Source organism: Hyunsoonleella flava (assembly GCF_004310325.1).
GTDB lineage: Bacteria > Bacteroidota > Bacteroidia > Flavobacteriales > Flavobacteriaceae > Jejuia > Jejuia flava.
In genome coordinates this window covers 200172-219928 of record NZ_SIRT01000003.1, presented here as the reverse complement: position 1 = coordinate 219928, position 19757 = coordinate 200172, and the positions used below count along the sequence as shown (strand labels likewise).

Annotated in this window: 17 protein-coding genes; 2 read left to right on the top strand and 15 right to left on the bottom strand. The window is 38.6% G+C overall.

The genetic code is table 11. From position 1 onward, the window contains the following. Positions 1 to 246: 246 nt before the first annotated feature. The 3 genes from EYD45_RS06145 to EYD45_RS06135 form a co-directional block, all read right to left on the bottom strand. A complete protein-coding gene (locus EYD45_RS06145) occupies positions 247 to 1047 on the bottom strand; it encodes an anti-sigma factor (RefSeq protein ID WP_130963606.1) in 801 nt (266 codons plus the stop codon). A 1-nt stretch (position 1048) separates the two neighbouring features. After that, entirely contained in the window at positions 1049 to 1579 is a 531-nt protein-coding gene (locus EYD45_RS06140; protein ID WP_130963604.1) for an RNA polymerase sigma factor, read from the bottom strand. An 89-nt stretch (positions 1580 to 1668) separates the two neighbouring features. Continuing rightward, on the bottom strand, positions 1669 to 2235 hold the full coding sequence (locus EYD45_RS06135; protein ID WP_130963602.1) for a superoxide dismutase family protein: 567 nt from the start codon (positions 2233 to 2235) through the stop codon (positions 1669 to 1671). 124 nt (positions 2236 to 2359) lie between these two features. Here EYD45_RS06135 and hemN point away from each other — a divergent pair, with 124 nt between their 5' ends. Together hemN and EYD45_RS06125 are read left to right on the top strand one after the other, a co-directional pair. Further along, the gene (hemN, locus tag EYD45_RS06130; RefSeq protein WP_130963601.1) at positions 2360 to 3724 is read left to right on the top strand and encodes an oxygen-independent coproporphyrinogen III oxidase; all 1365 of its coding nucleotides are present in this window, start codon (positions 2360 to 2362) and stop codon (positions 3722 to 3724) included. 101 nt (positions 3725 to 3825) lie between these two features. After that, the gene (locus EYD45_RS06125) at positions 3826 to 4659 is read left to right on the top strand and encodes a universal stress protein (RefSeq protein WP_130963733.1); all 834 of its coding nucleotides are present in this window, start codon (positions 3826 to 3828) and stop codon (positions 4657 to 4659) included. A gap of 610 nt (positions 4660 to 5269) precedes the next feature. Here the strand turns inward: EYD45_RS06125 and EYD45_RS06120 are convergent. From EYD45_RS06120 to EYD45_RS06065, 12 genes are all read right to left on the bottom strand, one after another. Continuing rightward, positions 5270 to 6157: a VOC family protein gene (locus EYD45_RS06120; protein WP_130963599.1), complete on the bottom strand. Its 888-nt coding sequence runs from the start codon at positions 6155 to 6157 to the stop codon at positions 5270 to 5272. Positions 6158 to 6599: 442 nt separating this feature from the next. After that, positions 6600 to 8000: an enolase C-terminal domain-like protein gene (locus EYD45_RS06115; RefSeq protein ID WP_130963597.1), complete on the bottom strand. Its 1401-nt coding sequence runs from the start codon at positions 7998 to 8000 to the stop codon at positions 6600 to 6602. A gap of 4 nt (positions 8001 to 8004) precedes the next feature. After that, positions 8005 to 8958, bottom strand: a complete 954-nt coding sequence (locus EYD45_RS06110; protein ID WP_130963595.1) for a sugar phosphate isomerase/epimerase family protein — start codon at positions 8956 to 8958, stop codon at positions 8005 to 8007. A 12-nt stretch (positions 8959 to 8970) separates the two neighbouring features. Further along, positions 8971 to 10320 (bottom strand): Gfo/Idh/MocA family protein, encoded by a 1350-nt coding sequence (locus tag EYD45_RS06105; RefSeq protein ID WP_207303295.1) that lies wholly within the window; start codon positions 10318 to 10320, stop codon positions 8971 to 8973. 282 nt (positions 10321 to 10602) lie between these two features. After that, the gene (locus EYD45_RS06100; RefSeq protein WP_130963591.1) at positions 10603 to 11889 is read right to left on the bottom strand and encodes an alginate lyase family protein; all 1287 of its coding nucleotides are present in this window, start codon (positions 11887 to 11889) and stop codon (positions 10603 to 10605) included. Continuing rightward, positions 11886 to 12773 carry a VOC family protein gene (locus tag EYD45_RS06095; protein ID WP_130963589.1) on the bottom strand — a complete coding sequence of 296 codons (888 nt, stop codon included), beginning with the start codon at positions 12771 to 12773 and terminating at the stop codon, positions 11886 to 11888. The genes EYD45_RS06100 and EYD45_RS06095 overlap by 4 nt, the downstream gene beginning before the upstream one ends. A 245-nt stretch (positions 12774 to 13018) precedes the next feature. Beyond that, the gene (locus EYD45_RS06090; RefSeq protein ID WP_130963587.1) at positions 13019 to 14422 is read right to left on the bottom strand and encodes a TolC family protein; all 1404 of its coding nucleotides are present in this window, start codon (positions 14420 to 14422) and stop codon (positions 13019 to 13021) included. After that, positions 14419 to 15777: an HlyD family secretion protein gene (locus EYD45_RS06085; protein ID WP_130963586.1), complete on the bottom strand. Its 1359-nt coding sequence runs from the start codon at positions 15775 to 15777 to the stop codon at positions 14419 to 14421. The genes EYD45_RS06090 and EYD45_RS06085 overlap by 4 nt, the downstream gene beginning before the upstream one ends. 11 nt (positions 15778 to 15788) lie before the next feature. Beyond that, positions 15789 to 17447: a peptidase domain-containing ABC transporter gene (locus EYD45_RS06080; protein ID WP_130963584.1), complete on the bottom strand. Its 1659-nt coding sequence runs from the start codon at positions 17445 to 17447 to the stop codon at positions 15789 to 15791. 2 nt (positions 17448 to 17449) lie between these two features. Beyond that, a complete protein-coding gene (locus EYD45_RS06075; RefSeq protein ID WP_130963582.1) occupies positions 17450 to 18121 on the bottom strand; it encodes a TetR/AcrR family transcriptional regulator in 672 nt (223 codons plus the stop codon). Positions 18122 to 18506: 385 nt separating this feature from the next. Continuing rightward, positions 18507 to 19208: a sulfite exporter TauE/SafE family protein gene (locus tag EYD45_RS06070; RefSeq protein WP_130963581.1), complete on the bottom strand. Its 702-nt coding sequence runs from the start codon at positions 19206 to 19208 to the stop codon at positions 18507 to 18509. Between the two features lies 1 nt (position 19209). Continuing rightward, on the bottom strand, positions 19210 to 19656 hold the full coding sequence (locus EYD45_RS06065; protein WP_130963579.1) for a FixH family protein: 447 nt from the start codon (positions 19654 to 19656) through the stop codon (positions 19210 to 19212). Between the last annotated feature and the right edge of the window lie 101 nt (positions 19657 to 19757).

The following is a 19757-nucleotide window of genomic DNA, read 5'->3' as shown; positions in this document are numbered from 1 at the left end:
TTTATTTATGCATACACAATTATACTATTTTCAATTCTAATATTTTGTATTATGTAAAACTTGATTTCCTTATGAGGAATATTTTGTAAACAAGATGTTCGTGACTATAAAGTTTTATTTGGATATACGAATATTAGAGAATTGTATTCCACTTTAAATAAAGGTAAGCTGAGATAAATGCAAGCTTTTAGATTTCTGTATTTTTTAGATTTTAGGCATAGGGTTGCTTTTCAAAAAAAGATAGATTTATGAAGCAACAACTCCTAGAGTATAAAGAAATTCCATGGTTGGCGTTTCGCTTCCGCCGGCAGGTTCTAAAGTTATACCGAAAGCTTCACTTTCGTTGCTGTTTTCAATTTCAAATATTTTATTATTATCTGAAATAAAGTTATCTATAGTACCTAGGCTGGTAGGTGTAAGCGGACTTAACTTTAACGACCATACTTGGTATACCTTACCTTCAGGTGGATCGGGAAGTCCTTGTGCATCCAAGAAGATGCGTTTTTCATTTTTATCCCAATATACTTTGGCATAGGTATTTGCAAAATTGCCCTGTCCTGCTAATGGAATTCTGGCAATATTATCGTCTCTTAAAACTGTAATAAGCGTATTTGCTTCTGCAAGACTGTTTTTAGAGTTTTCAATTTGAGTTTCTAGCAACGATTGTTGCGTTTCAGCCACTTGAATGTCAGTCTGTAATTGTTTGTTTTGGTTTACTGTCCATAACAAGCCAAATGCTAGCACTATGGATGCTGCCCAACCTGTATAGGTTATCCAATTGTATTTTGGTTTTACAAGTGACACCACCTTTGTATCGTTGCCATCAAAACCAAGTTCTTTCTTTACATTTTCTAAAATGTGCAGATTATTACGTTGCGAAGTAGAACTTGTAAGTTTCACAACCGCAGCTTCTATTTCGAGAACTTCTTGTAAAATTTCAGGATGTTTTTGTATAAGAGCATATACCTCGGCATTTTCCTTTTCAGAAAGTGCTCCAGCTACATAGAGTTCTAAAACTCCAGATGCTATGTATGCGTTTATATCCATTTTAATTTAATACCATGTTTCTTAGCTCTTGAATGCAATTTCTATTTCTAGTTTTTACAGTGCCAATAGGCATATCAAGGGCTTCAGATGCTTCACTTTGTGTATAACCTTTAAAGTATAATAATTCTATAATGTCTTTACATTTTTGCTTTAGCTTGCTTACAAAATTCTTCACGCCAATGGCGTCGGTCTTATTGTCCAAATTGTCATTGGCTTCAATTATATCTACGAAATAATCGGAACTTAAGTTTTGTTTAGAATTCTTAAAGGCTTTGGAGCGAATTTTATCAATAGCAGCATTACGCGAAATATTCAAAACCCAAGTAAAAAATCGTCCTTTTTCTTTGGAATAGCTATCAGCTTTATGCCATATTTTTATAAATACATCTTGCATCACTTCTTCAGCAATACCATGATCTCTTACAATATTGAAGATAACCCCATGCATGCTATCGGAATACATAGCATATAGTTTTTCAAAAGCTTTTTCGTCTTTTGCTTGAAATTTTTCAATAAGTACGTCTAAATCCATTCACAGCAATATGAAGTCCGAAAATAACGAATAATATGCAAAAAGCTATCGTAATGATAGCTTTTAAAAAAAGTATGTTTAATAAAACTTTATTCTATAATTCCCGCACAACTCACTCTAGCTCCAGCTGCTCCAGAAGGTTGAGAGGTGAAATCATCTGCTCCAGCATGTACAATTACAGCTTTACCTAGAATATCTTTGGTACTATCTCCGCAGCCAATGCACCACTCATCTGTGGTCATGGAAATGGTGCCATTTCCGTTTTCATCTGCAGTAAAGTTTCCAATATCTCCTTTATGATATCCTGTTACATCACCCCATTTACCGTGTGGCTTGCCCGTTGGGTTCCAGTGGCCACCGGCCGATTTCCCATCAGCTGAGGTACAATCTGCTGTTTGGTGTATGTGTATCGCGTGTTCTCCAGCAGTTAGTCCGCTTATAATTGCCGTCATGGTAACACTGCCGTCTTCTTCTTTAAAAACAACATTCCCACTTGTATTCGAATCGCTTTTAGCATTAAGGGTTATTTTAACTTTTTTTGCTTTGGTAACTTCGGTAGTTACGGTTTCTTCCTCAACTTTTACTTCTTCTTTTTTCTTTTTACAAGCCGTGAACGATATGGTTACAGCTAGTAATAGAATTGTAATTTTTTTCATGATTTCGGTGTTTTTTATCCATTCGAAGTTACCATTTAATTAAACAAAATGCAAGAAATGGGTATGACATATATCATGTTTTTTCATTTTTCATTCCTCTAATTTTGATTTATAAGAATCAGGTATGTCAACATCATTAGTACGTAAGTATAACATAGCAGGTCCCCGTTATACCAGTTATCCCACAGTACCATATTGGGATAGCACTACGTTTTCTGTAGAAAAATGGAAAAGCTCCTTATTAAGCTCGTTTAAAGAAAGTAATGCCAGGGAAGGTGTAAGCTTATATATTCATTTACCATTCTGCGAGAGTTTGTGCACATTTTGCGGTTGTAATAAGCGCATTACAAAACAACATACGGTAGAATTGCCATACATAAAAGCCGTTTTAAAAGAATGGCATTTGTATTTGGAATTGTTTGATGAAAAACCAGTAATAAAAGAGTTACATCTTGGTGGCGGTACGCCAACTTTTTTTAGTCCCGAAAATTTAAAGTTTTTGATTTCTGAAATCTTAAATACTTCGCAATTGGCTTCGGATTATGAGTTTAGTTTTGAAGGCCATCCAAACAATACTACCCGAGAGCACTTGCAAGCATTGTACGATGTAGGTTTTAGGCGTGTAAGTTATGGTGTGCAGGATTATAATGAAACTGTACAAAAAGCCATCCATCGTGTGCAACCATTTGAAAATGTAAAACGTGCTACACAAATGGCAAGGGATATTGGCTATACTTCGGTTGGTCACGATATTATTTTTGGATTGCCTTTTCAAACATTGGAGCATGTAAAAACTACGATTTTAAAAACAAAATCCTTGCTTCCAGACCGTTTGGCATTTTACAGTTACGCACATGTACCATGGATTAAGGGTAATGGGCAGCGTGGATTTCAAGATAGCGATTTACCAAGTGCCGATTTAAAAAGAACCCAATATGAAACCGGTAAACAATTGTTGGCCAAGGTAGGTTACGAAGAAATTGGTATGGACCATTTTGCTCTTAAAACGGATACCTTATACCAATCCATGGAAAATGGTAAGCTACACCGAAATTTTATGGGCTATACCGCATCCAAAACTCAAGCTATGATTGGTTTGGGAGTGTCTTCCATTAGTGATTCTTGGTATGGTTTTGCGCAAAATGCAAAGGATATTAAATCGTATTACGCCGCATTGAGAGCTAATACCTTACCAGTATTTAGGGGTCATATACTAAATGAAGAAGATTTGATTGTACGACAACATATTCTTAATTTAATGTGTCGCTTTATAACTACTTGGGATAAAAACAACCTGTATTTCCAAGAATTGCCAGATGCATTAATCCAGCTTAAGGAAATGGAAACGGATGGCTTAATAGAAATTAATGCCAATACTATTGTAATTTCTGAAAAAGGCAAACCTTTTGTACGTAATGTTTGTATGGCTTTTGATGTATTACTAAAACGAAAACAGCCCAATACGCAGTTGTTTTCGATGACGGTTTAACGAAAACCTCCCAAATTTATCGTTAATCTTTAAAGCTTTAATTAAATTTAAGCTTTCACCTAGGTTTAGGTTGTTTATTAATCACTTTAAAATTAATTATGATGAAAAAAATTATTGTACCCATAGATTTTTCAGATCACTCAGAATATGCTCTTAAAACCGCAGCTAAATTGGCTAAAAAGTACGATGGGGAAGTGCTCGCGTTACACATGCTAGAAATGTCGGATATTATGCTTTCAGCATCAGATGGTTTGCAAAATGAAAAAGCAGTGTACTTTTTTAAACTGGCTGAAAAGAAGTTTAATAAATTTTTGGAAAAAGACTTTTTGCAAGGCGTAAAAGTAACGCCATTGGTAAAGCATTTCAAGATATTTAGTGAAGTAAACGATGTAGCTATCGAAAATAATGCCGATTTAATCATCATGGGCTCTCATGGTACCTCAGGACTTGTAGAGTATTTTGTAGGCTCTAATACCGAACGTGTAGTGCGGCATGCGGATATCCCTGTTTTAGTGGTTAAAAAGGAGTTGCCAAATATTCAATTTGACGTTGTTGCCTTTGCTAGTGATTTTTCTGAAGAAGGTATTTCAGCATACCTCAAGGCAAAACAATTGTTTGAGAAAATAGGCTCAAAACTGTATTTAGTGCATGTTAATTTACCTAACGATCGTTTTAAAAGCTCTTTAGAAATTGAACGCAGTGTTGTAAATTTCTTTACCAGGGCCGACAGGAATTTAGATAAGATGGAAGATGTGTGTTACGTAGCCGATTATACCGTAGAAGACGGGTTGCTAAACTGCGCTAACAAAATAGGGGCAGACCTTATTGCCATACCAACACATGGTAGAAAAGGCTTATCCCATTTCTTTGAAGGTAGTATTGGCGAAGACGTAGCAAACCATGCAACGTTACCTGTAATGACGTTTAAGATTTAGTGTGAATTTAATTATTAGGGCGTTACCACGCCAAGGGCGTGGTCAGGCTTTCGGCAGTCGCTCTCTCCTGCGTCGAGGAGCTTCAACAAATGCCTCAATCCTTAACGCGGGCTTATTTGCTGGCTTGTGCTTTTTAACTTAACGCTGTTCTATTTTTGCGAGGTTCTCTTATACTCCTTGAGTATGAGTAGGAGCGGATTTACACAAGGTATTTTTCAGAAGAAGGATAAACTAAAATAGCGGTAAACCATTTTTATTCATCAAAATGGGAGTTTAGGGTGCGTTAGCTCAAAGGTTGATGCTCTAAAATTGGGGAATTGCGACACAATAGCTTCGTATTCCTTATCTTGATACCCTATGCTCGCCATACGAAATGCAGGGGCGAGAATCTTTGGTAGATATGGAACAACCTGCTTGTAGTGCCAGACTCTAGGAGGCGAGCCTTCTTGCACTGCCTCGACATAAGGACGAAGGAACTCCAACGCTCGTCGGATGCTGCGGCCATCAACTGACTCGTTTTGCGCAAAACTCACTTATGGAAAAACAAATGGACTCACCACTAAAAACAGCATTCCCATCAGGGAGAAACGAGATGGTATTATCGTATTCATCATTTTGTAACGACTTCTTTTGATTCCATTAATTCAATACGCGTACCATCAAGATCGTGCACATTACACAACCAGCGCTTACTGCGGCCAATCATCGGCTCGTAGCGTTCAAGATCTGGCAAGCCATTAGATAACATATCGCGATGTGCCTTTCGAGTATCATTAGTCATAATACACATATGATGCATGGTTCCCATTTGCTTTCTACTTAGTTTCATATCGTTTATGAGGATAAGCTCAACATAGTCACCCCGATCTCCTGGCGTCCGCATATTCATCCAACCATACGGACCACCTTCCTTAGCCGGTTCGCGCCTAATCTCCTGAAAGCCTAAAGCATCTCGATATAATTTGTTGGCCGCGGCTTCGTCCGTAATTGTGATGCCCACATGGAGCAAACGATCGGAAACCCGTCTCGATCCTAAATGCTTGCCTTGTGCTAGCGCCTGCTTGGAACCGGAGGTATATTCAACAAAAATCAAGTTATGTCCGCTGGGATCTTTGAGGCCGCTCGCCAAGGTACCATCTGGTTTTTTTTCCACGGGTGTCGGATCGAGTCCTCTTTCTCGGAGTATCGCGACAGTAGTTTCTATGTCCGAAACCTGAAACGCGATTTCCACCAACCGATTGTCATCCGTTCCCCCGGGCTTTGAGACCAACTTCACGAACTGGTTGTCGTTGATTTTTAAATACCAAGCCTCCTGATCCTCATGCGCAGCAAAGGCGAATTCGAATCCATAGATATCCGTATAGAAGGCACGCGACTGCTCTAAGTTTGAAACCTGAAACGCCACATGGGCTATTCCCAAAATGGGGAGTGCTTTTTTAGTTGTCATTCCCAGCGATAGCCAAGATACTATTAGGGTTAAAACGAGTAATTTCTTCATACGTTTTTGTGTTTCTATTGAGATTGAAAATTTCCAATAATTAAAGTTAATTTACTAAATATTATTTAGACCTCTAGTACAGACTTAATTACTTCCATTTGCTTTCCTTTTTTTTAAGATTCGCTTATCGTTTTTTTATAAACACCTTAAGTTTATAATTCACCAAATTAGAATATAAACAAGAAAGCACAAAAGAGAGGATGAACACACAGGTTAATATTATGGTACTGAATTTTTTTACAAATTAGAGCTAAAGGTCATCTTTACTTTGAATTATTAAATTGCCAGAAGAAAAGAGGCGAACTAAAACGGTCTTCAAGCTAGGGACTTACTAGACTTGACAGACCTCTTTTCCTCTTAAGGTTGCAAAAATTTTATTGGAATATCAAGTTGTCAAGAACCTACCAAAGGAAATAGCTAATGCAATAATTTTTAAACTTAACTAGTGCTTTGCAAATATAGATTCATAATGTTCCGAGCGGTCAAAAATACCGCCACTTTTCGCATAGAAATCCTCATTCAACTCGTATACACCTTTTTTCGCGTTTACCCAGCTGGCATTTGAATGTGGATGGTATGTCAACATGATTTTCCAGTTTTTATAGTTTTGATGGCCGTTACTTTCAACAAGACCGAGATTTCCCATTCCTGGGAATGGCTTTAGTCGTGCCGCTACATTTTTGTTCCATTCGACCAATATTGGATTGACCGTTAGGTCGGCGCAGAAACAGGGAATATTACGTTCATAAGCCGCTTGAGCGATTTTCATTGTCATGCTTAAGGTTTTCGCTATCGCCTTTAAAGCTATGGCCTTATAGCCCATTTCCATTCGCTTAATGGCGTCTTCATCGGTATGGGCGCTTTCATCGGCCGCTAACCGAACTGGAATATCAGAAACATCGAATTCAAGCTCTTCGGCAAAAGGTTCTTCGATGATGGCTATTTGTTCGAAAGCACCTATTTTTTTGGCATGGTCCAAAAGCTGTAGCAAAGTCTCTTTCTTCTCATATCTTCCATTAGCATCAAAATAATAAGGTAATTTTCCATTTTTGGAATAGGGTGTGCGTACGTCGCCAATGGCTTTGTGAATGGCCGACAATCTGGCTTTATCCTTTTCAAGCATTTCTGCTTGTGTACCTGGTTGCCCGATTTTTATTTTCATAAAAAAATAGCCTTCATCCACCGCTGTTTTGATTTCATCGATGGGAATCGTGTACGCCATCAATGGAATGGCCGCCGCTTTTTCATGATTATGGGAAAGAGATGGTTTATAAACCTTCGGAATCATATCATCGAAAGTCTTGAATCCATTTTCTTGGGCATACAAAAGCCATAAGGCATTATCAACACCGACCAATGCATTCAAAGCAAAAGTCTTTCTCAGATTCGGATTGGACGTTACTTTCTTGGCGTATTCGTAAACTTCGGGAAGCATTTCATCAAGCAAATCAACGGGACTTGTAAAACTTTGCCCTTTGATCATTTGTTGCGCTCGTTCCGTTATGGCATACATCAGCGCATTGCCGGCACTCTCAGAATTATTGGCAAAAACCTTCGCGTCCGACCAGAGGACATTTTGCGTACAAAGACCAATTTGATGCTGTCCCGAAGTACTTTCAAGATAGCTTATGGTTTGCCAGATTTCCGACATATAACCTCCTTTAAACCCAAAGGGGCGGATGAGGGGTCCTCTCTCGAAATTAGAATCTACGGTTTTTATAGTAATGTTTTTCAATGCTTGTTCTTTTGAATTGGCAAAAAGATTTCCTGGGTGGCCAACGGCCATGGCTCCGGATGCCAAGAGTCCGTTTTTGATAAAGGTTCTTCGTGAGTTATTTTCCATACGGTTAGTTTAATTGATGTTCTTTAAGTTTCTCGCGGATGAAATCCACATCTTTTTTAATTTTTGAAACCAAAATTTTCTGTTGTTGCAATAACGATAATCCTTCGTCCTCCGTACTTAGTAAATCATGCTCCATATGAAGTGTTATCGGTGCAACAATGCCCAAGGTTTTTATGGTTTTAAAAAATAAATCGAAATCGACTATACCCTCGCCAAGGGGAAGTTTTTTGACTTTCGATTGGCCTCCATCAATATCCCATGTGAAATCCTTTATCGCAATCGAACCTATTTTTTCCGCCAATAGTTGCATAGCTATTATCCACGATTTATTTCCTTCGCAAACCGCATGTCGAATATCGAACTGACTACTCATCCACGCTTTAGGGATATCTTGAAGCACTTCCGCTAAATCCCACATAGAAGCTCCAAACCAGGTCCCCGCATGATTCTGATAGCCTCCTTGGATTCCTATACGTCTATTCATTTCGGCTAGTGCTTCCATTTCGCTTTTTATCTTTTCAATGGAAGACCGAACACCCAAATTTTTATCATATTTATAATATCCCAATCGATAATGCTTAACCCCATTTTTGGTAGCGGTTGATAATACTTTTTCCGCCAATGTGACATCAGCCTTAGTGATGTTGCTTGTTATCATCTCAACAGTCAGTCCTTTTTGTTTTGCCATTTCGACAATTTTGGGTAAATCGTTTTCCACGCGCTCTGGTAGCACACAACCTTTAGGCCTAACGGTCAAATCCAGTCCATCAGTCCCTGCCATTTTAAGGGTGTCCATAAAGAAATCAGGGCCATATTTATCGAGCGGTTTCGTGAAGAAACTGATAGGGTACGGTTTTGACTTTGGTACGTTTTTGGCTGCTGCAAGAACATTTGAAAAGGGAACAGCTGCTGCTGCAAGAGCTGTTTGTTTTATAAATTTTCTTCTTTGATTGGTCATGACCTTATTAATTTAAAGTTTCCAAGGAGCTCTATATTCATACTGCAGGTAATCGTTGGCCTTGTCATTGTTGGTTATACGCTCATTGACCGCATCCCATTCAATACGCTGCCCCAGCTCCAATGAAATATTGGCCAAATGGGCAAAACTCGTGGAGCGATGGCCCTCTTCCAACGAACAAAGTGGCTCTCCGCCATATTTTATACAATCCAAGAAATTACGGATGAGGTTGCCGGTGGAATTCTCTTTACTTCCCAAATCTCCGAACTCGGTACCACCCTCCAATTTCTTTTCAACTGGCTCGACTAAGGTGTTCCAAGTCTGAAACTGTCCGGGTTGCGCGGATGATATCGAATAGCCATTTTGATCGGCGATTAAATTACCCTTTGCCCCGTGTAATTCAACTTCCCCTCCGGGAATAGCACCACCTGCACTAGCTTCATGGATGCTGAATTTTATTATCGTTTTTGAAGGCATCTCAAATAGCACTTCCATGGTATCGGGAATATTTCGATCATCTTGAACCGCAAATTTTCCGCCGGTAGCGGTTATGGCGACGGGAGCCTGCTCATCCAACATCCAACGGATGACATCCATAAAATGCACCCCCCAATTGCCCATTTGTGATGAGTATTCTTTCCACCAACGGAAAAAATATGGGGCGATATTATATTGATACGGTCGGAAAGCTCGAGGCCCCAACCACATATCCCAGTCAAAATTTTTTGGCGGTTCTTCCGGTTGAAGCATACCAATACCGTTAGGGTACATATTGCTGGTACGCTGTGCACGGGCAGTAGTGACCTTACCGATAATGCCACTCTGGACTTCTTTGGCCAAGTGCTGGTAAATCGATGAGCCCCTGCGGTTCAATCCGACGGCACAGACCTTACCTGATTTCTTTTGTGCATTCACCATGGCCCGACCCTCTTGAATGGTAATGGTCAATGGTTTTTCAACATACACATGTTTTCCTGCCTCCAAAGCGGCAATCGTCTGTATCGCGTGCCAGTGATCTGGGGTTGCGATACATACCGCATCTATATCTTTTTGCTCAAGTAGTTTTCTAAAATCGGTATAGCGTTTTACATTCGATCCGAATTCTTCTCCCATTTTTGGGACTTTGCCGATTTCAAGATAACGTGCGGCCACCTTTGAGCGGTCGCGTAGGGTGTAGGGTTCGTAAACATCACACAAGGCGACCACTTCAATATCAGGGTTTTCCATAAACCAGTTCAACAACAGAGTCCCGCGATTACCAAGGCCGATAAAGCCCATCCGGATTTTTTCGTTCGCCCCCATGACCGATGTCATAGACATGGCAGATGATAGTAAACCAGATGTCAATCCAATAGTCGCCATGGACGAGTTTTTAATAAATTTTCTTCGATTTTGCATTGTAGTGTTCGTTAGTTGCCTTACTATTAAGGTGTATTAAATATTTGTTTGACAGATGCTTATGTCAGAAGGTTTCATATCAATGGATTGCGCATAGCCTTGTATAAATCTTCAGTATTTGCACATATTGCCATGGCCTTCATGTTCTTTTAATCTTTTTAAAATCGGTTATTAATTCAGGGACGCCATTGATGTGTTAATTAGTACATACATTAACCGAAAGTTTCATGAGGAGCAAGCTCAAAATTACTGTTTCGGATGCGTTAGCTGAAAGCTTGATGCTCTAAAATTAGCGAATTGCGAAACAATCAATTCGTACTCCTCATCTTGATACCCTATGCTCGCCATACGAAACGCAGGCGAAAGAATTTCTGGTAAATAGGGAACAACCTGTTTGTAGTGCCAAACCCTAGGAGGGGAGCCTTCTTGCACTGCCTCCACATAAGGACGAAGAAATTCCAATGCTCGCCTAATACTGCGGCCATCTGCCGTCTCATAGATCCACAAATCAACTCCAACCCATTCACCAAGAGTAGCTAACTCGGTAAGCCCTGTCAAATTCATTTCGGAGTAATTAAACGATTTGGTACGGCGCAGCTCCATGGGTTGCGCGCCATCTGGTTCTATTTGGCGAGCAATACGGTTTTCTTTTACCGATTCTAGTCTTTCACGCGCTAGGTCCTGCTGGCCTAAGGCGAGCGCTAAGCGCACCACTCTTACATCGAACATAGTACCGTGATTCTGTCGCATCTGTGCCTCTTCACGACCATATTCGCTATTCATAAACCAATCTAGAAAGTCCGCTATCCAAATCTCCAGTGCTGCCCTATCATCTTCACTCCAATGTTGCGATCCATCCAATAGACCTGCAGCGTCTACTGCTTGCACTACGCCACCAGCTTCAATCATTCCAATATAGCGTCCTTGGTTTCTACCGGGCACAGCCTGAGCATACTTCAGGTGCGGGTTCATCCGAGTAGCGGAATCGATAAACCATACCCGCAAACATCTAGCAGCATGAGCAGCATAGGACTCCTCGCCCGTAAGATAATAAGCGAGGGCAAGTGATTCTACCAAGAGGCCTATTTCCTGACCGCGCGAATAGTCAGCAAAGTCTGGGTTTCGGGATTCAGGATTTATGATACCATCCTTTGGTAAGTAAGGCAGACCGTCTGACTTTGAGGGGTCGGGCCAAAGATAAGGAGCTTGAGTGTAGTAATCATTCAGATTCCCTGTGACGGGATGTCGTTTTTTGTCAGTTACCGTTGGAGGTTTAGTTGCTAATGCCTCATTAGCAGTCTTTAATAGAGCCTTGTATGCAGGCATAAGCAAAGTGTCACCTTGGGCAATCCTTTGTTTCACACTTGGTAAGGCGCCACGTCTTGCACCGAAGAAACGAGGGCTTTCTTTTCCAGTCGAGGTAGTAACCGTTGCATCTTGACCAAAAGCCTCTAACGAAAGCACAAATGGATTCAACATCAAAAGCAGCACTCCCATTAGGAATAAACGCGAAGGTATTAATATATTCATCATTTTTTTACAGCTTCTTTGGATTCCATTAATTCACAACGCGTTCCATCAAGATCGTGCACATTACAAACCCAGCGGTTGTTGCGAGCAATCAAGGGCTCGTAGCGTTCAAGATCGGGCAAGGCGTTAAACAGCATATCACCATGTGCCTTCCGAATATTATCAGTTAAAAGACACATATGATGCATTGTACCCATTTGTCTTCTACTTAGTTTCATGTCGTTTACTAGAATATACTCAACATAGTCGCCTCTATCTCCAGGCATCTGCATATTCACCCAAGCATCTGGACCTCCATCCTCACGAGATCCACGCCAAATCTCTTGAAAGCCTAGGGCGTCTTTATAAAGTGCATTGGCCGCCTGCTCGTCCCTAATTGTAAGGCCAACATGAAGTAAACGATCGGAAACCCGTCTGGATCCCAGATGCTTGCCTCGCGCTAGCGTCTGTTTAGAACTGGCAGTATATTCTACAAAAATCAGATTATGTCCATTTGGGTCTACGATAACGGTTGCCAATGTCCCATCTGGTTTTTTTTCGACGGGCGTTGGATTGAGTCCTCTTTCTTTAAGCATATCAATAGTTGTTTCGATATCCGAAACCTGAAAGGCAACTTCCACTAACCGATTGTCATTCGTTCCATCTGGCATTGAGACCAACTTCACGAACTGGTCATCGTTTATTTTCAAGTACCAAGCCTCCTTATCCTCGTAGGCTGCAAAGGCGAATTCAAAACCATAGAAAGCTGTATAAAAGGCCCGTGATTGTTCTAAACTTGATACTTGAAAAGCCACATGGGCTATTCCCAGAATAGGCAGTGCTTTTTTAGCTTTCATTCCCATGGAAAGACAAGATAGTGCGAGGATTAAAATGACAGCTTTCTTCATTCTTTTGCGTTTATATTGAGATGAAAAAGTTACAATAATTAAAATTAATCTACTAAATAATATGTAAATCTGAAGTAATGATTTAATTAATTGGAGTCGCTTGCCTCTTTTTCATAGAATATGATCAGAACAAATCGTATCTCATGGAGATATATGTTTTATTAATGAGTACCCCTTAAATAAAACCATTTATCCTTTTTTTATGAAAAAATCAAGCAATGTTTTAAAATGAAAAAACAAAACCCTTAGTTGGTTGGGCCGTCAGGAATGGCTAATACATTAAACAAATTAGCTTTTGTTTTTAAAAAATCATTCTCAATTTCAATGGCCTTTAGCTTCGCATCAATAAGTTTAGATTCTCGGGAGTTTACCAGAAACAAGGAGCTTTCCCCTAGAAAAAACTTGCGTTCTTCAGCAGATAGCATTGTAGCGTAATCATCTACAATTACATCAGTAAAATCACTTTGCAGCACGTAAGAATCCAGTTCCTGATTAATGGCATCAATCTTATTGCGTAGGCTTACCCTAGTGTCTTGCACTTCAAATCTGGTATCCTGTAATTTTAATTTGGCCAACCTTAAATCGCCACGTTCTTTTCTTAAAAACAACGGGAAATTAATATTTAATCCGCTTTTGTAAGCCGAAGTGCTAAACGATCGGGCTACATCGGGCGTTTCAGATAAAAAATTGTATTGCAAATCTATTTGGGGTAATAAATTATTCGCCTTCAATCGTTTTTCAATGTTCAAGCTCCTAATCTTATAATCCAAGGATTGTAGTTTGGGGTGGCTTTCAATATCAAAACTTTCAATATCAAGTCCAGAAGTGTTCAATGTTTCATCAACCGTTAAAAAAGTGTCAATATCAGGAATTACATTATCCTCTAATTCTACAGGTGTATTATCATTCAACCATATAAAGTTAGACAGCTCTAAAGAGGCTTTTATAAACTTAATTCTAGATTTTTCTAAGTTGAGTTTTCTGTTGTTTAGTGCTATTCTAGCTTCCAAAGTATCAATTGCTGGTAAGTCTCCAACTTCATGACTTTTTTTGATACCATTAAATCGTATTTCGGCATTTTGCAAAAAATCTTCATAAACACGTTTTTCATTGTAGCGACGTAACCAATTAAAATAAGTTACGGTAGCTTCATAAAGAATATTGTTGACTAGTAGCTGTCGGTCTGCCAGTGCCTGTTTTACGTACAAACGCGATTGCCTAAGCATTGCCATACGTTTGTTGGTGAGCAAACCACGGGCTACGGGTACAGAAACACCAGCACTATACAATCCGTCCTCTGGAACAAAGGCTTGAGGGTTTAGGAAATCTCCAGTATTTTCCTCAAAATTTCCTTTAAATTCTATACCAAACCAAGTTGGTATTTTAAACGTGGCGTTTAGCCTGTCAAAATATTCGGTGTTCTTAAATTTCTTCCTGTCGTAGTCCACTTCCAGCTTAGGGTCAAAAGCACCACGAGCTTTCATTAATTTGGCTTCACTTTCGTTAATGACCAAATTGGCTTGTTTTACGATAGGATGAAAGGATTTAACATATCCTAAATATTCTGCTAACGAGATAACCGCTGTAGAATCTTGGGCTGAGGCTAAACCACTAAAGAAAACTAATATACTTGCGAGGATTACTCTCATTTTTTATCTTTTTTTGAGGCTGTTTTGCTTCCTTCAGGTTGATAATAGTTTGGAGGGAAACTGTTAATTTGTCGCCATAGCTCGAACCAAATAGGTACATCTTCCAGTAAAGCAATGGTTTGGGCCCCTGAACCTACACGTATGGCTTCTGGCCATTCGTGGTCAGTCTCGTCGGGTGCTAGTAAAATTCTATATCTGCCATTATCGCTTATGAAGTTTTCTATAGCAACTACTTTTGCGCCGTATGTACCGTAAGATACATTTGGCCAACCGCTAAAAACTATAGCAGGCCAACCGTCAAATTGTACACGGACATGCTCGCCAATATGTAATAAAGGTAAATCTATAGGACGTACGAAGGTTTCAACAGCTAAATCATACTTTATGGGCATAATACCAACTAATTCTTCACCTTCTTTAAATGTAACACCAACACCACCTCTCAGCGCTTTGTTTATGATACCATTCAACGGAGCGGTTACATATAATAGGCTGTTTCTTACCTCGTAATTGGTTTTGGCATTTTCAAGCTTGGTAACCTGTGCCTTGGTATCAAACTGACCGGATTGTGCGGTAAACATATCACTTTGCGCTTTGGAAATCTTGTCGGCGTATGACGCTTTAGTTCTAGAAAGTTCTAATTCTGCATTAATTACTTCGTTCTGGCTTGCCAGATATTTGTTTTGTTGTGAAATAAGCTTTGCCTGTGTTTCTTGAAGTTTTAGGCGTTTTTCTTCAACATCTTTTACGGCTTTTAAGCCTTCCTCTTGCAATGTGGCGATACGATTATATTGTGTTTCAGCAATTTTTAAATTGGTTTTAGCAGCTTCTAAATCAATGCTGTCACTTTTCACTTTTAGTTTGGATTGTAACAATTTATTTTTGGTTTGTTCCAACTTTAATCCCCGTTCATTTTGTAGGGCAGCAATCTGTCTGTTTAAGGCTTCAACTTTTCCACCGTAAGCATCAACGGATGATGATTTAGCTATGATTTGTTGATTGGTGCGTTCTACCAATCTGTCATCAAAATAATCGCTTTTAATTTCAGAAATTCTTAAAATGGTATCTCCGGCTTTTACCGTATCACCTTCCTTTACGTACCATTCCTCTATTCGCCCGGGTATTTGTGATTGAATGGTTTGTGGACGCTGATTTGGCTTTAATGTTGTTACCAAGCCTTTACCAGAAATATTTTGGGTCCAAGGTAAAAACAGTACAATTAAAATAATGATAGCCGCGGCCAAAAGGAATCGATTAAAGTATTTATAGTACTCCTTATTCAAGACATTCTTACCAGATTTGAAAACACCTAAATCGATTTTCTTATTCAATTGGTTATGGGTTATATTAAGCATAACTTAGTTTTTTAGTTTTTAATTCTTCCTTTCTCAAGCGTAATTACTTCGCTGCATTTATTTAACCACGCTTCACTACTACTTACAACAACTAAAGCCCAGGGTCTATCTTGATGCGTTAGGTAATTAATGATGGTATTTGTCTCTTCTGGATTAAATCTATCCAAAGCATCTTCAAGAATTAATACCTTTGGTTCTTTTAATATGGCTCGTGCCAGAACTATTTTTTTAGATAGTGTATAAGACATTTGCTTACCATCTGGATAAAGGACTGTATTTAAGCCGTCTTGTTGATCTTTAATAAAATCCTTTAACCCTGCATTTTCTAGAACTTCCATGATGCGCTCATCTGTAATATCAGGATTTCCGAAGGTTAAATTATCTTTTATCGTACCCTCAAAAGGTGTCTCGTCCGAAAGTGATAACCCCATTTGGGAACGGTAAAAATTGAGGTGTAAACTATTGATGGACATATCATTTACATAGAGGTGGCCTGATGTAGATTGGATAACACCAGCAATTAACCTAAGTAATGTAGACTTTCCAGCACCACTTTCTCCACGCACTAACATGCGGCTTTTTGGGTTTATGGTTAAGGATATATTTTTGAGTATGTGTTTATCTCTGTTATCAACTTCATAGGTCACATTGTCCAATTCTATTTTAATGCCTTTACTAAACTGTGGTCGTTCTCCCGTTTGGCTTTCTAAGTCTTTATCTACTATTTGCCCCAATTTTTCTAATGATGTAAGTGTGTCATAAAAAGATTCTAGGCCAAGAATTAATTTTTCTACCGAAGCTATTACTAGTAGAATGATAATTTCTGCAGCGACAAACTGACCAATATTCATCTCTTGGTTTAAAACTAAAGCACCACCAATAAGCAGCAAACTTGCTGTAACGATTACCTTAAAGCTTATCATCTGAATAAACTGCAGCATCAAGATTTTAAAGTGATTTTCCCTAGCGATTAAATAACCACTCACAAGATTGTCGTTTTTTTTCAAGCCTAAACTGGTGCGTCCAGATAATTTAAAACTAATTACAGATCGAGCAATTTCCTGTATCCAATGGGCAACTTTATACTTTTGCTTTGATTCAATAAGACTAGTTTGTAGACCTTTAATGGCAGTGAATTTGAATACTACAAAAATTAGCACCAATAATAGTAATCCGAAAATGATGAAAAACGGGTGGTAAAAAGATAGCAATATTAGTGCAAATAAAATTTGAAGCACCGCAGTAGGAACGTCTATTAAAATTTTGGACAAGCTCTTTTGTATGGTTAAAGTATCAAAAAATCGGTTTGCCAATTCGGGCGGATAAAAATTCCGTAATTCCGACATTTTAATTTTTGGAAATCGGTAGGTCAATTCGAACGAAGAACGCATAAAAATACGTTGCTGAATGGTTTCTATAATTCTTAATTGCATTAATTGCAGCACTCCAGAAAACGCCACCCCTAATGTTACCAAAATAACAAGAACTATCCATGAGGTAGATACCTGCGCACCTTGAATTAAATTGATAATAGCTTGAATTCCAAGTGGCAGAGATAATGCCACTACACCAGCAAAAATAGCATAGTAAAAAATTTGGAGTATGTCTCTTTTTTCTAGTTGAAGTAAACCTACTAAGCGTTGCCAAGGAGTCATTTTTGGTTGTTCCATAGTTAAGATTGTAAAGTTTTTGATACTAAATCTTTATAAAATTGAGTGGGAGTAATATCTAAATCACAATCTGTCATAGATGTGAAATGACTTTTTAAAAAATGTTGATGTAAACTACCATCTATTATTGTACTAGCTAGACTAGACGGGTATTTATAATTTGGTTTTAATGCGATAACCATATCGCGTAATCTGTATACTATCCGTTTGTAAATAACGAAGTAACCTTCTTTGTTTTCTAAATCTACTTCTTTAGTTAAAAAGGATTTAGAGTTTTCGTTAATCATTATACGGTTTAGCACAACTTCATTAATGTGAGAAAAGCTAGAGTCTTCTTTTGTAGACCTACAAACAACTTCTATTGCTTTTTGCAGCTTATCAAACGGATTAAGGTTATGGGTTTCTATAACAAGTTGATACTCTATCCAGGCCCAATACCATGATGATAAGTACAATAACAGTTTATGTTTACTTTCAAAATAACGGTAGATAGAGCTCTCGTTAGAGCCTATTAAGGTTCCTAGTTTCTTAAAGGTGAAACTATCAAAACCTATCTCGTCAATGAGTAAGATACTGTGCTCCACTATGCGTTTACCTAAAGATGATGACTCAGGGTCTTTTACATATATTTTTTCTGGAACAGCAATCTTTAAGTTTGAAAGTAATGAGTCCATAGTTAATTAATTTGATTGCAAATATAATAGTAATACTATCGTATTTGTAAATAAAACTATTGATTTTGTAAATGATACCTATAAAGAAATCTTATGTGATGTGATTTTTTTAGGGTATTTAGTTCACAAATAGGGAGTTAAGTTTGATATCGCAGTGTTTTTCGCTGGTAAGTGCGTCAGGCCTACTTGCCGGTAGGTAGGGAATTAGGCATACTTAGATAAATCCAGTACAGGTTTGTTGAAGCTCTCCGATGCAGAAGGGAGCGACTCCCGAAATATTTATATTCACGATTTCATCAATTTCAAATAAAAATCCATGAGTAAAGTCTGATCCTTTAAGGTAGCCTGCCTGCGATACCGCAGGTAGGCAGGCGCCCAAATAATTTTAATGACAATTCATCCCATTGGCAACCATGTCGTGCACAGGGGCGGGAGAGAGGTAGGGAATACCAAGGCCCAAACCACGCAAAATAAAAAGTGCACCGATGATAACCACAACAACAGGAATGACCTTTTGGATGCGCTGTCTTGCTTTACCTTTTAAAAAATGACTGAAATAGATAGCTGTGGTCATTAAAGGAATGGTACCAAGCCCGAAAACCGCCATATATAAGCTTCCGTTTAGGGCATCTCCACCAGCAATGGCGGCAAACAACGCCATATATACCAAACCGCAAGGCAGAAAACCATTTAAAAACCCTATGGACAAAAAGGCGTCCAGTGTTTTTTTCTTGAGCGCTGCACCCAGAGCATTTTTTACCTTGGATATGGCTTTAAAAATAGGTTTAGAGAAATTGTATTTATTAAATGTTTGTTGAGGTACAACAACAATTAAAATCATAATTACTCCAATAATAATAGAGAGTTGCTGTTGAAACCCAAAAATGTAAAGGCTTTTACCTATAAGCCCAAAAATTAAGCCTATTACACTGTAAGCTAATAATCTACCAAAATGGTAAATGGCAATTTGCGATACTTTTTTAATGGAATTTGAGCGATCTACCGGTAACATAAAAGCAATAGGGCCACACATGCCCACGCAGTGAAAGCTTCCTAAAAGGCCAAGTATGAATGCCGATACCAACATACTAATACACTAGAGATTCTTTAAATAAATAAGATTTTCCATTATATTGCCAATCTATTTTAATGTTCCAACGACCATCTACCAAACGTTTGTCAGGTATGAGCAAATAAGGATTAGACAATGAAATAGCAGTTTCAAAGTCTAGTTGTTTGTTAGATGGTCTATATAGGAACATATTTCCTGTAATTTTTTTATAATCAATATCCTGTGGAAAGTGAACCTTCAAACCCTCGGGTGTTCTTTCGTAACTAATATTTGTAGTTAAGGTCTTGGCGTTTTTAAGCTTGTCAATATCTGCTTGATACTTTAATTCCTCGCCGTAATAATCGTCACTTACCAGGTCATGGTCGTACTTGTCATCAATATTCATCGACACAATAAAGTACATTATAAAGGCGATAAAGCCTACAAATGCTAAAACAATTCCGGTTCCCCAATTAATTTTCATAATTTCTATTTTTTATGGCATTCCCTTCGTTCCTCAGGTCGGGCTTTCACGAGTCGCTCTCTGCGAGGAGCTCCAACAATCGCTCAATCCCTAATGCACTT

What these genes read in the sequence shown, in the direction of transcription:
- EYD45_RS06120 (WP_130963599.1), bottom strand. Translation starts at nt 6,157, where the DNA reads ATGAAGAAATTACTCGTTTTAACCCTAATAGTATCTTGGCTATCGCTG.
- hemN (WP_130963601.1), top strand. Translation starts at nt 2,360, where the DNA reads ATGTCAACATCATTAGTACGTAAGTATAACATAGCAGGTCCCCGTTAT.
- EYD45_RS06090 (WP_130963587.1), bottom strand. Translation starts at nt 14,422, where the DNA reads ATGAGAGTAATCCTCGCAAGTATATTAGTTTTCTTTAGTGGTTTAGCC.
- EYD45_RS06100 (WP_130963591.1), bottom strand. Translation starts at nt 11,889, where the DNA reads ATGATGAATATATTAATACCTTCGCGTTTATTCCTAATGGGAGTGCTG.
- EYD45_RS06140 (WP_130963604.1), bottom strand. Translation starts at nt 1,579, where the DNA reads ATGGATTTAGACGTACTTATTGAAAAATTTCAAGCAAAAGACGAAAAA.
- EYD45_RS06115 (WP_130963597.1), bottom strand. Translation starts at nt 8,000, where the DNA reads ATGGAAAATAACTCACGAAGAACCTTTATCAAAAACGGACTCTTGGCA.
- EYD45_RS06110 (WP_130963595.1), bottom strand. Translation starts at nt 8,958, where the DNA reads ATGACCAATCAAAGAAGAAAATTTATAAAACAAACAGCTCTTGCAGCA.
- EYD45_RS06135 (WP_130963602.1), bottom strand. Translation starts at nt 2,235, where the DNA reads ATGAAAAAAATTACAATTCTATTACTAGCTGTAACCATATCGTTCACG.
- EYD45_RS06065 (WP_130963579.1), bottom strand. Translation starts at nt 19,656, where the DNA reads ATGAAAATTAATTGGGGAACCGGAATTGTTTTAGCATTTGTAGGCTTT.
- EYD45_RS06095 (WP_130963589.1), bottom strand. Translation starts at nt 12,773, where the DNA reads ATGAAGAAAGCTGTCATTTTAATCCTCGCACTATCTTGTCTTTCCATG.
- EYD45_RS06080 (WP_130963584.1), bottom strand. Translation starts at nt 17,447, where the DNA reads ATGGAACAACCAAAAATGACTCCTTGGCAACGCTTAGTAGGTTTACTT.
- EYD45_RS06075 (WP_130963582.1), bottom strand. Translation starts at nt 18,121, where the DNA reads ATGGACTCATTACTTTCAAACTTAAAGATTGCTGTTCCAGAAAAAATA.
- EYD45_RS06105 (WP_207303295.1), bottom strand. Translation starts at nt 10,320, where the DNA reads ATGGCGACTATTGGATTGACATCTGGTTTACTATCATCTGCCATGTCT.
- EYD45_RS06085 (WP_130963586.1), bottom strand. Translation starts at nt 15,777, where the DNA reads ATGCTTAATATAACCCATAACCAATTGAATAAGAAAATCGATTTAGGT.
- EYD45_RS06145 (WP_130963606.1), bottom strand. Translation starts at nt 1,047, where the DNA reads ATGGATATAAACGCATACATAGCATCTGGAGTTTTAGAACTCTATGTA.
- EYD45_RS06125 (WP_130963733.1), top strand. Translation starts at nt 3,826, where the DNA reads ATGAAAAAAATTATTGTACCCATAGATTTTTCAGATCACTCAGAATAT.
- EYD45_RS06070 (WP_130963581.1), bottom strand. Translation starts at nt 19,208, where the DNA reads ATGTTGGTATCGGCATTCATACTTGGCCTTTTAGGAAGCTTTCACTGC.